Genomic DNA, 12,845 nt, shown 5'->3' on the forward strand with positions numbered 1-12,845 from the left:
AATCAGTATGCGGAGTTATATTAGTTGTTTCCCTACAGTTCAAAACTACATATTCCTTCTAAAAAAACATCAGGTTTGCCCATTATCAATCCGCATATTACTTCCAAAAAGAGAAAACTTGCAGACAGGCAGGGCGAGAAGACCGTCGGAACAATACAGGAAAAAATCGCCGTTGTAACAGAAATGTAATATCTGTTTAAACTGCTTGTAATATTGCCAAAGTAATTTTGCAAGCGGATAAATATATTAATTATGGAAACAATCTACTTTGTGATAGTCGCATTCCTGCTCTTGCTGGCAGTGTTCGACTTGTTTGTGGGAGTGAGCAACGACGCTGTGAACTTCCTGCAGTCAGCCATAGGTGCCAAGGTGGCACGCTTCAGGACTGTCCTTGTTGTAGCGTCGGCAGGAGTCCTCATCGGAGCGGTGATGAGCGCCGGAATGATGGACGTGGCACGCCATGGCATCATGCACCCCGCCAACTACACCTTCGCCGAGGTGATGACGATATTGCTGGCGGTGATGGTTACCGACGTGGTGGTGCTCGACATCTTCAACACCCTCGGCATGCCAACCTCCACCACCGTGTCGCTCGTCTTCGAGCTTCTCGGTGCCACCTTCATCCTGGCACTCTTCAAGATGAACGCCGACCCGTCGCTCATGATTACTGACCTGATGAACTCCAGCAAGGCGCTGAGCGTCATCATAGCCATCTTCGTGTCGGTGGCGATAGCCTTCTTCTTCGGTACCGCCGTGATGTGGCTCTCGCGACTCGTCTTCACCTTCAGATACAAGAAACACCTGCGCTATAGCATCGCCATCTTCGGCGGTATAGCATTCACAGCCCTCGCATACTTCATCTTCATCAAGGGACTCGGCGGTTCGCCGTTCATCAGCGACGCCACAAAAAACTGGATAAATGACAACACCCAGATGCTGCTTCTCGCCGTGTTTGTGGCTTCCACCATCCTCAACGAGATACTCTATCTGCTGCGCGTGAATGTTTTCAAGATAATAGTGCTGCTCGGAACCTTCGCCCTGGCAATGGCTTTCGCCGGCAACGACCTCGTGAACTTCATCGGAGTGCCCCTCGCCGGTCTCGCCTCCATGCAGGACTTCATGGCAAACGGCAACGGCGACCCCAATGCCTTCATGATGACCTCGCTGATGACCTCGGCAAAGAGTCCGCTGATATATCTGGTGCTGGCAGGAATAATAATGATCGTTGCGATGGCGACATCAAAGAAAGCACAGAATGTGGTGAAGACCAGCGTAGACCTGAGCCGTCAGGACGAAGGCGACGAGATGTTCGGATCATCAAAAGTAGCCCGCTCCCTCGTGCGCGCCGTGCAGGATATGGGCAACGGACTCTCGAAAATCATGCCAAGCTCTTCGACGAAATGGATTGACAGCAGATTCAACAAAGAAGAAATGGAGCTCGCCCAGGGAGCAGCCTTCGATGAAGTGAGAGCCGCCGTGAACCTCGTGCTCGCCGCCATGCTCATCATCATCGGAACGAACTACAAACTGCCGCTCTCCACCACCTATGTCACCTTCATGGTGGCAATGGGAACATCGCTCGCCGACAAGGCATGGAGCCGCGACAGTGCTGTGTTCCGCGTCACCGGAGTGCTGTCGGTAATCGGTGGATGGTTCGTCACTGCAGGAGTAGCCTTCGCCGCCTGTGCATTGGTTTGCACGATGATGCATTTCGGAGGATTCGTGGTGATGATAGCCTTCATGGTGCTCGACATCTATCTGCTCTGGCGTAGCGGTCAGGCATACAAGAAGAAGAGTTCCGAGGACAAGAAGGATGATATTTTCAACCTGATGATGCGCACGAAAGACAAGGATATCGTATGGGACCTGCTGCGCAAGCATGTGGGACGCACACAGAGCTTCGTGACACGCTTCACCTGTGATGTGTTCAACAAAATCGTGGACGGTGTGAGCAACGAAAGACTCAAGGAACTCAAGGTGAGCTACAGAGAGGTGAACAGCGAGCGCGAAACGCTGAAGAAGCTACGCCGACAGGAATTCCTCGCCATGCGCCGCATTCCGGAGCGCATAGCATTGGAGCGCAACACGTGGTTCCATCTGGGAGTGAACTGCAACCAGCAGTATATGTACTGCCTGCGCCGTATGCTCGACCCGATAAAGGAGCATCTCGACAACAACTTCCAGCCGATGCCAAAGGAGTATATCGACGAGTTTGAGGAGGTCCGCCGCCGCATCAACGAGCTGATGAGTCACACGGAGCAGATGATATCGACAAACCGCTACGACCTCTACCGCGAGACGCTGACCATCGGCGACGAGTGTAAAGACGAGCTGTCGGCACTCCGCGACCGCCATATCAACCGTATGCAGCAGGATGTCAACGCCGCCCAAAACCTGAAGGTGTCGATGCTCTATCTGAACATGCTGCAGGAGAGCCAGGAGCTGATAAGCATCATGCGCCATCAGCTGAGGGCAGCACGCAAGTTCCTGGAAGAGGATAAAGTGTGAGGAATGTGAGGAGTAGGTAAGGATGTTTGTTCTACCCTTTCCCAAGGGCAAGCCTCAGACACATCCAGACCTCAGCCCCATCTAGGCCTAAGATCCATCCAGACCTTTCCCAAAAGGTCAACCCATCCAGACCTTCCCAAAGGGAAGGAACAGGTTACTCTGCTTCTGATGTCAGCCCCCACCTAACCTCCCCCGAAGGGGAGGGACGGTTACTCTTGACTGTTTGATTGTCAAAGAATTATTCATAATCAGAGTATCTGTCCCTCCCCCGTATGGGAGGGACGGTTACTTCGGCTATTTGACTTTAGCCCCCACCTAGCCTCAAACCCATCCTGACCTTCCCCAAGGGAAGGAATAAGTTACTTCGGCTATTGACTTTAGCCCCCACCTAACCTCCCCCGTAGGGGAGGGACGGTTACACTTGACCGTTTGATTATCAAAGGATTATCCATAATCAGAGTATCTGTCCCTCCCCTACGGGGGAGGCTAGGTGGGAATGCGGAGTTATAACAAGTATTTTTCTTAAGTCAATTAGCACGTAAATCAGCGGAAAAGTATTATATTTGCAAGTCATAAAGTCAATCCCCAATAACCATACCATGACAGGCGACTGGAAATACCTTTTCATCACATACGGAATGGCCATCATGTTCTATTCGATGATGGCATGGCTCTTCTGGTTCCGATCCAGAGGGCGGGCAAAACACATGATAGCCTTCATCATGCTGATGATAGCACTGCAGAATGTGAAAGACCTCGCCATCATAGACACCGACAACGCCTACGACCCCTCGCTGTCGGCAATCGCCACATGTGTAGACATCATCGCCGTGCCGATATACGGCTTCATCCTCGTGGAACTGTGCCGACCGGGATGGATAAAGACGAGGTGGATGGTGATGACAGAAGTGCCGTTCGTGGTGATGTCGCTGCTCTATGTCTTGACGCATAACGACCTCTTTTATATGCTCCTCTGGCTGTTGTCGCTCGCCTATGGCCTGTGGTGCATCGTCTGGGTGGCACACGACCTGCCACGCTATCACCGCTGGCTCAAGAACGAATACTCATATCAGGAGAACATCAACCTGCACTGGCTGAGAGGAGTGACACTGCTCTTCTTCATAATCCTCTGCATCTGGGTGGTGGACTGCATATATCCCTCCACCCTCATCGACACCATATATATATTGTCGTCGCTCGTGGGATGGATGGTGGTGTGCTACTTCATCAACAGACAGGAGCTGGTGATAAAAGAAGTGATAGACTCATTGCCGACCGAAACCGCCGAGCCCCTTGCCCCTGCTGCTGCCGACGGAGAGACGGAAGAAAGCGACAACGAACGCATCAAGCTACTTTCAGAACAGCTTGAGAAACTCTTCACCGTAGACAAGGTTTATCTCGAACCGCGACTGCGCCTCGTGGACCTGGCACAGAAGTTGGGCACCAACCGAACATACCTCAGCAACTTCTTCAACAAGGAGAGGCAGACCACCTTCTATGAGTTTGTGAACGGCTACCGCATCTCCTACTCGGAGAATCTGCTCACTACCACAGACTACACCCTGGATGTGGTGGCGGAATTGTCGGGATTCAACTCCCTTTCCACCTTCCGCCGCGCCTTTTCGGTGAAAAACAACTGTAGTCCGCAGGAGTACCGGAGTGTCAATACGTCAAATTGTCAGAATTGACGATCACTGTAAATGCCGCTGAATCAATGCTATGTACGCATTGACACACCATTTTTACCGTTTGACACTCTGAAAAGGACGAAAATTTGTAAATTTGCGCTGTTGTTAAGACATACTTATACAAGGACCAACTATCCATATATACGACAGACGCAAAGACTTTTACTGGCGAGTAACAGCAATAGCTGAAAAAAATACGTAGAATACCAACCGGAGACTATCTATACTTGGATGATTTAAAAGGGAAGCCCGGCGGCAGCGGTGCCGTCGGGTTATTTTGTGTTGATAAAAAGACAATATTTGTCCTTATTTTGGGCACGGTGCTTGCCCATGTTGGGCACGGTGCTTACCCCGGTTGGGCAACGTGCTTGCCCCGGTTGGGCACGGTTGCTGTCTAAAATGTGCCCAAAATGTAGGTGCTTCAGCAATCATAAATCCATGCAAATCCGATTGCCAAAAGGGTATAAAAAAAGGTCGGATATGTTTCGCAACATAACCCGACCGACATGTTTTCTAACTAACTTATTATCAACTATTCATTACTCTTTTTGAATTCACGCTGCAAAGTTAATACTAAAAGTGGCAATGTCATACCCCTTTTGGGATAAAATAACACGAAAACGTTTGCAGAATCAAACAAAATGTCTAAATTTGCATACTGATTATAGTACGACTTATATGTAGTATCATATCACCGGCGTATGACACCAACAGAGGCGGTGTTTTTTTTTGTATAGACTTGTTCATTACATCATAAAGAATTTATATGAAACAACATAGAGTATCGCTAAAAGACCTGGCGGCGCAGCTCGGAGTCAGCATCGCCACTGTTTCACGAGCCTTGCGCAACAGCCATGAAGTGGGCGAAGAGCTCAGAGAGCGGGTGCAGAAGCTCGCCAAAGAGCTGAACTATCGTCCAAATCCATTCGCACAGAGCCTCAGAAGCGAAGCACCGAAGGTGATAGGAGTGGTAGTGCCCAATCTCGTGACCCACTACTATTCAGCTGTACTCGACGGAATAGAAGACTATGCCTCGCAGGAAGGATATTCGGTGATGGCTATAAACAGCCACGAAGACTATCTGAAAGAAGAGAAGGCTATCAACAACTTCATAAACATGCACGTGGAAGGAATCATAGCCTGTCTGTCGCAAGACACCACAGACTATTCCCACTTCGAGGAGATACACAAGATGGGAATCCCCCTCGTGTTCTTCGCCCGCACCTGCATGCCGGAACTCTTCTCACAAGTGGTGGCAAACGGTGACGAGGCAGCGCAGCAGGCAACGGAGCATCTCATCAAGACCGGCAGCAGGAGAGTGGCGTTTCTCGGAGGTCCCAACCACCTCGACATGGTGAAGCGGCGCAAGCACGGATATCTGGAGGCGCTCAAGGCAAACAAGATACCGATAGACAGAGATATCATAGTGTGCGGCAAGATAAACTTCGCACAGGCACAGCAGCAGACGATACGCCTGTTGAAGAAGGAAAACCGCCCCGATGCCATCCTTGCCTTCAACGACATCATCACCTATGCCGCCTTCACGGCGGTAAAGTCGTTGGGACTGCGGATTCCGGAGGATGTGGCGATAATCGGTTTCACCGACACCGAGGCATCTGAATACGTCACACCGAAGCTCTCCACGATAGAAGACCAGTCGCATAAGACAGGAACCCTGGCCTGCGAACTGCTGATGAGAGTGATAAAGGGCGACACGAAGCGCTACCACGAGGTGGTGCCGATGAAACTCATGATAAGGGAGAGCTCGGCAAAGATAAAAGATAGCAAGCAGTCATAAAACCGCTACATCAAGCGGCATTACTTAAGGAAAAAGATTATTCATATTTGTGACGCGCCCCCAGCATCGTCATGCCGGAGCGCGTCATGATATTACACAAACTACAATCAACAAAAGTTTCAAGCACATGAAGAAAAATTTCGCATTGGCAGCCCTTGCTGCTGCCGTGATGATGTCGTGCGGCTCTACAAAGAGCGTGGGCGACGCTACAGCTCTCAACGGAGAGTGGAATATAATGGAAGTGAACGGTTCTAAGGTGGACAAGGCAGATGTGGAGGAAGCTCCATTCCTGGGTTTCGATGCCAAGGACAACAACGTGTATGGCTGTACGGGATGCAACAGACTGACAGGAACACTGAAAGTTAAGGGCAACGGCGGCATCGACTTCGGTCAGATGGGCTGCACACGGATGCTCTGCGCCAACATGGAAGTGGAGCGCCAGGTGCTCGACGCTCTCGGAAAGACAGCCAAGTATTCTCTCGACGGCACTGGCAAACTCACACTCACCGACAAGAGCGGCAAGACCGTGATATTGCTGGAGAAGAGAAAGTAAGAGACAATCCCGTCTTATAGAATCAGCCCCTCCCTTTTCGCATTGCGCAAGAAAGGAGGGGCTGATAATTTAACCCAAATCGGTCATTAGGCCGTTTATTGTATTTTTTAATTACTGCTTGCAGTCTTTTGTTTTTTATAAGGCGTCTTTTGTCTGTTTTTAATTCGCAATAGCTCGCTATTACTCATTAAAAGCCAAACAAAATCCACTCTTCTAAAAGAACAAAATCCAAGCAAGCCCTAACGACCGATTCGGGTTTAATATAACGACCTATTCGGGATTAATCATCGCTTTGTGTGGTTCACTCCTGCCATGATATGGCGAATTTCTCAATGCCGAGAGCCTTCAGCATCTTTCCGAATTGCAGAGAGGCATTCTCCCTTGCCGTTTTGATGTTCTCTTCAGTGAGGCAGCGCGTCAGCATCTTGGCGTAGGCACGGTGGTAGAGGGAGTCGCGGTCGGCATCCGTCCAGCTGCCCGTCTCTATGAAAGCCTTTGTCCGCGCCTCGTCGATGAAATCCTTGTCGAGCAGTTCAATCTTCGGCAGCGCCACCAGCACACTGTCCCCCTGCTGACGAATCCAGCGAGGCGACACATCATGCATGTTGATGCCAAGACTCAGTTTGCCGTAGTATATCCTCACCAGTTTGTCGTCGCGCAGGAATCCTCTCTTGATGGTGTCCACCAGTTCCTCGTCTTTTACGGAGAGGAATTCCCATTCTCCGATCTGTTTCATCGACGTTATGATGGTAGGCGTCACGTCAATCCTGTCGTCCACCTCCAGCCTTGCCGATGAAGTCTTCGCCGTATGGCAGAAGCCAAACACCAATACCACCACGGCAATCACCGCCACTGCCCATAGCATGATGTTCAGTTTTGTGAGCGTTATCTTGTTTTTTCCGGTCTTGTCCATAATATCCCCTTCCTATTTTCTTTCCGCATCACTTGCGGTCACAATCATTTTCTTTATCTCGTTGTCGGAGAAATCCTTGCGGAACGATATCGTTATGTCCTTCTCGTTGAATCCCATTCCCACGAAGAAAGGCACCATCACCCTTGCCGCACTCTCCTTTGCCATCTCCATGATGCCCGTCTGCGGGATGTCGTTGATGATAGCCTGTCGCCCCTGCTGTTCATAGCCCGCCATCTCCTTGTCGGAGAAATTCTGTCGGGTCAGAGCCACATATTTTCTTATCTCGCCGTGGTTGATGCGGCTCGATGTCATCTCGATGCGAGGGTCGGGGAGCGTGACGTCAATCTTGTCTCCGACGCGGCGGACGTTCTTCTCAGAGAACGAGGAGAGATCGATATACGCCTTCACCGTGGCGTCGATAGGTATGGCGATCTTTCGGGAGCCCATGGGCAGCGCCACGTCGTAGTCCTGGTTGAGGAACTTGCCCTTCATGCGTATTTCGTCATCGTGGGTTATTATCTTGTGCATCTTGTATTCCGCGGTATACAGGCGCGAACACTTCTGCACCTGCATCACCAGCATCGGTATGGTGTCAACAGATTCCGGCTGCTGCCGGGGAGTCTGCTTCCGGGAGCACCCGGCCACGGCAAGTGCTGCAAAGACAATAAGAAAGTTAAAGTATAGTCTGTTCATCATTTCGTTTCAATGCTATTTGGATTGTCGAATATATGCAAAGTTAATGAAAAAAAACGTTTGATGAGGCTTTGTGTACCTAATTCTTTCAAAGGTAAAGCATTTTTAGGACTTTACTTCACGCTGGCTCGTTTTTTTGCATTACCTTTGCAGACAGTGACTTGCATACGCCGGATAGTGGGCAGTATGCTTTTATTTGAAAAGGACATAAGAATGAAGAAAACCGTATTTTTCGCCATTGCGGCACTTTGTCTGCTTGGCATCACCTCGTGTGAGGAGAAAAAAAAGACAAAAGATATAATAGCCACGAAACCCGTTGTAAAGCCCGTTCAGAGCGGTCCGAAGAAGATGTCGGAGTTTGAGCGCACAGAAAAGGTGGAGTGGGGCGGCGAGACCTATAAGGTGACCGTGAAGCGCAGCGCCACAGACAATGAGTTTACCGACGACAACGGCAAGCGGTATTATGACAACCGCTTCATGCTGACGATTCTCAGACCCGACGGTTCGGAGTTCGTAAGGCGCGAAATCACCAAGGCGGCATACTCCAACATCGTGGATGCTTCCTATCTCGCCAAGTCTACAGCCCTCGGGCTGGCATTCCTTGAGGTGAAAGACGGAAGACTCGTATTCCTCGGCAGCGTGGGATGTCCTGATGAGCTCAGCGATGACTATATCCCAATCTCCATCACCATCTCCCGCGACGGCAGCTTCTCTATGAAGCAGAGCGACACCAATGGCGAGAGTTCAAGCGATGACGAGGGAGTGTAAGGGCGTTTAGTCCCTGTCCAGCCCGTCAACTTTATAAAGCAGATATAAACCCAAATCGGTCATTAGGCCGTTTAATGTCATATTTTACAACTGCTTGCAGTCTTTTGCTTTTTATAAGGTGTCTTTTGCCTGTTTTTAATTCGCAATAGCTCGCTATTACTCATTAAAAGCCAAACAAAATCCACTCTTCTAAAAAGCAAAATACAAGCAAGCCCTAATGACCGCTTTGGGATAAAAATAAAAAACGGCATAATGACTGTGACTGGGGGCTTATTCCCCAATCGGTGATTATGCCGTTTTTCTGATTATCTTTTATCTTATTATCTTATCGTCAGCTCCACCGGACAGTGGTCGGAGCCGAATATTTCCGTGTGTATCTTTGCACCCACGAGGCGGTCGTTGAGCCTTGCCGATGTGATGAAATAATCGATGCGCCACCCTGCGTTCTTCTCCCTCGCATGGAAGCGGTATGACCACCAGGAGTATATCTCCTTCTGGTCAGGATAGAAGAAACGGAAGGTGTCGGTGAATCCACTGTTGAGCAGCGTCGTCATCTTGTTGCGCTCCTCGTCGGTGAATCCCGCATTGCGGCGGTTTGTCTTGGGGTTCTTCAAGTCAATCTCCTCGTGAGCCACGTTCAGGTCGCCACAGAAAATCACCGGCTTCTTTTCGTCCAGTTTCTTGATATAAGCCAGAAAGTCATCCTCCCATGTCATACGGTAGTCCAGTCGGCGCAGCTCATTCTGTGAGTTTGGCACGTAAACGGTGACAAGAAAGAAATCCGGCATCTCCAGCGTAATCACTCTTCCCTCGTGGTCGTGTTCCTCCACTCCTATGCCGTACGACACGTTCAGCGGTTCGTGTCTGGTGAATATCGCCGTACCGGAGTATCCCTTCTTTTCGGCATAGTTCCAATACGACTTGTAACCCTCGAAGCAGATGTCGAGTTGTCCCTCCTGCATCTTCGTTTCCTGCAGACAAAAGAAGTCAGCGTCGAGTTCTTTGAATATTTCGCTGAATCCTTTTCCCACGCAGGCTCTCAGTCCGTTGACGTTCCATGATATCAATTTCATAATAGCATTTTTTTTTTTGATAAAATCCTCACGCTCTGAAATGTGAATACATTCCCATTTCTCTCGCTTAATAGGATTTTTAGTTGGTAAACAGTGTACTAATCTCCTCGTCAACTCGTTAACTTGTCAACTTGTCAACTTGTGTATAAATAAGGGCGGACCTGATGCAGCCCGCCCCGATTATAGATGATTTTATTACTGATTTAAAATTGCGTTCAATAGCGCATTGTTTAGAACTTCGCCATTTTGATGGCGTCGATTGCACATTCGTCACCCTTGTTGCCGTATTTGCCTCCGCATCTGTCGAGCGCCTGCTGCATGTCGAGTGTGGTGAGCAATCCGTAGATTACAGGAATCTCGCTCTTGGCGTTGAGTCTTGCGATACCGTAGGTCACACCCTGACAGATGTAGTCGAAGTGTGGAGTCTCACCCTTTATCACGCTTCCCAGGATGATGATGGCGTCGTATCCGCCGTTGAGAGTCATCTGGTGGGCACCATAGATAAGTTCGAAACTTCCCGGCACCGTCTTCACGTGTATGTTTTCAGGCAGAGCGCCATGCTTCTCAAGCGTGCTCATACATCCGTTGAGCAGTGCGCCCGTAATCTCAGGATTCCACTCAGCCACTACGATGCCGAAGCACATATTGCTCGCGTCGGGTATCTTGTCAAACTCATAGTCAGACAAGTTGTGTAATGCTGTTGCCATTATTTTGTTGTAGCTCTTTCGATATATTTGTCTATCTGCTGATAAGCGGCAGAGTTGACATACTTCTTCTTTATGTCCTGATAGATCTGCAGAGCCTCGTCCTTCTTGTTCTGGCTCTCAAGGATTTCGCCAGCCTTGATGAGGAAAGTAGGAGAGAGACTGTTGTTGGTGTTGTCCTCAGCCTCGTCGTCAGCCATCTTGGCAGCCTTCTTGAAAGACTCCACAGCCTTGTCGAGCTGGTTCAGGTGAGCGTAAGCGTCACCCAGGGCAGCCACTGCAGCAGGGCTGATCATCATGTCGTCGGCAGAAGAATAGTTCTCCAGATAGCTCGCAGCCTCTTTCCATTTGTCGAGGTTCGCGCAGCAGAGTCCGGCATAGAGGTTAGCCAGATTGCCAGCCTTAGTTCCGCTATAGTCAGAAGTGATGGCCTTGAAACCCTTGAATCCGGCACCGTCGCCATTGAAAGCCTTGTCAAACTGCTGGTTTGCGAAGTAATCCTGACCCTTGGCGATTGCAGTGCTTGCCTCGTCCTCTCTTGGCTCAGCATAGTAAGTCTTGTAAGCCAGATAGCCAGCGATGATGATGATGATTGCTAACACACCGTAGATGAGAGCCTTCCTGTTCTTGATGAGGGCAGCCTCTTTCTTGTTCAGAGCGTTGTCATTGTTCTCAGCGCCCTTTTTTTCAACTGATATTGCCATTTTATGATTTTGTTTATTATTCCTAATTTATAAAGCGTGGCAAAATTACGTAAATATTCTCATATATTGAAATTTATGATTGTTTTTTTTCTTTCTTGACTCATAAACCTTTAACTTTGCAGTGATAAAACAATCATTTTCGCCATGCCAGCCCTGTTGACAGAGGTTAGTGGAGACCATGCGAGAGGCAGCGGGCACGACGGAAAAAGATTGTGAGACAATAAATTTGATAATCAGAAAATACTCCGGAAAGAAAGTCATGTATCTAAAGAACATCAATATTCTCGGCTATAAGAACATAAAGGAATCATCGCTCCAGCTCTCGCCGGGCATCAACTGCTTCATCGGTTCAAACGGAGAGGGCAAGACGAATTTCCTCGATGCCGTGTATTATCTTTCTTTCTGTCGCAGTGCCACCAGTTCCGTAGACTCCACGGTAATCAACCACGACTCGGATTTCTGTGTCATCGAGGGAGTGTATGAAAACGAGGATGGCGACGAACTGGATATCTATACCGGCATGAAGCGCGGAGTGAAGAAACGTTTCCGCCGCAACAAGAAAGACTACAAGCGGCTGTCGGAACATATCGGACTCATTCCGCTGATAATGATTTCCCCCTCAGACACATATCTCATAGAGGGAGCGAGCGACGAGCGGAGGCGCTTGATGGACGTGGTGATTTCGCAGACCGACGCCACATATCTGCAGGCTCTGTCGAGATATAACAAGGCATTGCAGCAGCGCAACTCCCTCCTGAAGATGGAAGAAGAACCAGACGGCGCACTGCTCGACATCTGGGAGGAACAGATGGCAAAGGAGGGCGAACTGATATACGAGAAGCGAAAGGCCTTCGTCAGCGAGCTGCTGCCACAGTTTCAGGATTACCATACACGAATCTCCGGCGGCAAGGAGAAGGTGAGTCTCAACTATGTGTCGCACTGTCAGCGCGGTCCGCTGCTCGATGTTATCCGTCGCGACAGAATGAAAGACCGTGCCGTGGGATATTCCCTGCATGGCGTACACCGGGATGACCTGGAGATGCTTCTCGATGGTTTCCCGATGAAGCGCGAGGGCAGTCAGGGGCAGAACAAGACCTTCGTGGTGGCGCTGAAACTGGCACAGTTCAACTATCTCTCCGCCACAGTGTCGAAGACCTGTCCGATACTTCTCCTCGATGATGTGTTCGACAAGCTCGACGCCATGCGCGTGGAACAGATAGTAAGGCTCGTTTCAGGTGAGGCGTTCGGACAGATATTCATCACCGACACCAACCGCGACCATCTCGACTCTATTCTCGAAGCATGCGACTCCAGTTACAGGATATTCAATGTGGAGGGGGGAAAGATAGTATAGACCTACACATACACAGCCGGATGGTCTGTTTGTAGGGATTGGATTAAGAATCAAAAAAGGAAAGGAGAAAAATATATGTTCAGACGTGA

Annotated in this window: 11 protein-coding genes; 6 read left to right on the plus strand and 5 right to left on the minus strand. The window is 49.6% G+C overall.

The window, feature by feature from the left end; translation table 11 throughout:
• Nucleotides 1-252 precede the first annotated feature (252 nt).
• The 4 genes from QVO99_RS11005 (at nucleotide 253) to QVO99_RS11020 (ending at nucleotide 6,547) form a co-directional block, all read left to right on the plus strand.
• Nucleotides 253-2,508 (plus strand): inorganic phosphate transporter, encoded by a 2,256-nt coding sequence (locus tag QVO99_RS11005; protein WP_022317667.1) that lies wholly within the window; start codon nucleotides 253-255, stop codon nucleotides 2,506-2,508.
• A gap of 599 nt (nucleotides 2,509-3,107) precedes the next feature.
• Nucleotides 3,108-4,196: a helix-turn-helix domain-containing protein gene (locus QVO99_RS11010; protein ID WP_022317668.1), complete on the plus strand. Its 1,089-nt coding sequence runs from the start codon at nucleotides 3,108-3,110 to the stop codon at nucleotides 4,194-4,196.
• Between the two features lie 766 nt (nucleotides 4,197-4,962).
• Nucleotides 4,963-5,994 (plus strand): LacI family DNA-binding transcriptional regulator, encoded by a 1,032-nt coding sequence (locus QVO99_RS11015; protein ID WP_022317669.1) that lies wholly within the window; start codon nucleotides 4,963-4,965, stop codon nucleotides 5,992-5,994.
• Between the two features lie 127 nt (nucleotides 5,995-6,121).
• Nucleotides 6,122-6,547 (plus strand): META domain-containing protein, encoded by a 426-nt coding sequence (locus QVO99_RS11020; RefSeq protein WP_022317670.1) that lies wholly within the window; start codon nucleotides 6,122-6,124, stop codon nucleotides 6,545-6,547.
• 301 nt (nucleotides 6,548-6,848) lie between these two features.
• Here QVO99_RS11020 and QVO99_RS11025 read toward each other — a convergent pair whose 3' ends face one another.
• Nucleotides 6,849-7,460, minus strand: coding sequence for a DUF4230 domain-containing protein (locus QVO99_RS11025; protein ID WP_022317671.1), 612 nt, complete (start codon nucleotides 7,458-7,460; stop codon nucleotides 6,849-6,851).
• A 12-nt stretch (nucleotides 7,461-7,472) separates the two neighbouring features.
• Nucleotides 7,473-8,156: a DUF4230 domain-containing protein gene (locus tag QVO99_RS11030; RefSeq protein WP_022317672.1), complete on the minus strand. Its 684-nt coding sequence runs from the start codon at nucleotides 8,154-8,156 to the stop codon at nucleotides 7,473-7,475.
• 210 nt (nucleotides 8,157-8,366) lie between these two features.
• Here QVO99_RS11030 and QVO99_RS11035 point away from each other — a divergent pair, with 210 nt between their 5' ends.
• On the plus strand, nucleotides 8,367-8,921 hold the full coding sequence (locus QVO99_RS11035; RefSeq protein ID WP_288177253.1) for a DUF4738 domain-containing protein: 555 nt from the start codon (nucleotides 8,367-8,369) through the stop codon (nucleotides 8,919-8,921).
• Between the two features lie 320 nt (nucleotides 8,922-9,241).
• Here QVO99_RS11035 and QVO99_RS11040 read toward each other — a convergent pair whose 3' ends face one another.
• The 3 genes from QVO99_RS11040 to QVO99_RS11050 all read right to left on the minus strand — a co-directional run bounded on the left by QVO99_RS11040 (nucleotide 9,242) and on the right by QVO99_RS11050 (nucleotide 11,402).
• Nucleotides 9,242-9,997, minus strand: a complete 756-nt coding sequence (locus QVO99_RS11040) for an exodeoxyribonuclease III (protein WP_197070923.1) — start codon at nucleotides 9,995-9,997, stop codon at nucleotides 9,242-9,244.
• A 227-nt stretch (nucleotides 9,998-10,224) separates the two neighbouring features.
• Complete coding sequence (gene ribH, locus QVO99_RS11045; RefSeq protein WP_022317675.1) at nucleotides 10,225-10,701, minus strand: 6,7-dimethyl-8-ribityllumazine synthase; 477 nt, start codon at nucleotides 10,699-10,701, stop codon at nucleotides 10,225-10,227.
• A complete protein-coding gene (locus tag QVO99_RS11050) occupies nucleotides 10,701-11,402 on the minus strand; it encodes a tetratricopeptide repeat protein (RefSeq protein ID WP_022317676.1) in 702 nt (233 codons plus the stop codon). The genes ribH and QVO99_RS11050 overlap by 1 nt, the downstream gene beginning before the upstream one ends.
• Nucleotides 11,403-11,661: 259 nt before the next feature.
• Between QVO99_RS11050 and recF the strand changes: the two genes are divergently transcribed.
• Nucleotides 11,662-12,756, plus strand: a complete 1,095-nt coding sequence (recF, locus tag QVO99_RS11055) for a DNA replication/repair protein RecF (RefSeq protein WP_022317677.1) — start codon at nucleotides 11,662-11,664, stop codon at nucleotides 12,754-12,756.
• Nucleotides 12,757-12,845 lie beyond the last annotated feature (89 nt).

The organism is Prevotella sp. CAG:592, assembly GCF_000436015.1.
GTDB classification, from domain to species: domain Bacteria; phylum Bacteroidota; class Bacteroidia; order Bacteroidales; family Bacteroidaceae; genus Prevotella; species Prevotella pectinovora.

Coding starts and splice junctions, on each gene's coding strand:
- QVO99_RS11005 (WP_022317667.1), top strand. CDS start 253: ATGGAAACAATCTACTTTGTGATAGTCGCATTCCTGCTCTTGCTGGCA.
- QVO99_RS11010 (WP_022317668.1), top strand. CDS start 3,108: ATGACAGGCGACTGGAAATACCTTTTCATCACATACGGAATGGCCATC.
- QVO99_RS11015 (WP_022317669.1), top strand. CDS start 4,963: ATGAAACAACATAGAGTATCGCTAAAAGACCTGGCGGCGCAGCTCGGA.
- QVO99_RS11020 (WP_022317670.1), top strand. CDS start 6,122: ATGAAGAAAAATTTCGCATTGGCAGCCCTTGCTGCTGCCGTGATGATG.
- QVO99_RS11025 (WP_022317671.1), bottom strand. CDS start 7,460: ATGGACAAGACCGGAAAAAACAAGATAACGCTCACAAAACTGAACATC.
- QVO99_RS11030 (WP_022317672.1), bottom strand. CDS start 8,156: ATGATGAACAGACTATACTTTAACTTTCTTATTGTCTTTGCAGCACTT.
- QVO99_RS11035 (WP_288177253.1), top strand. CDS start 8,367: ATGAAGAAAACCGTATTTTTCGCCATTGCGGCACTTTGTCTGCTTGGC.
- ribH (WP_022317675.1), bottom strand. CDS start 10,701: ATGGCAACAGCATTACACAACTTGTCTGACTATGAGTTTGACAAGATA.
- QVO99_RS11050 (WP_022317676.1), bottom strand. CDS start 11,402: ATGGCAATATCAGTTGAAAAAAAGGGCGCTGAGAACAATGACAACGCT.
- recF (WP_022317677.1), top strand. CDS start 11,662: ATGTATCTAAAGAACATCAATATTCTCGGCTATAAGAACATAAAGGAA.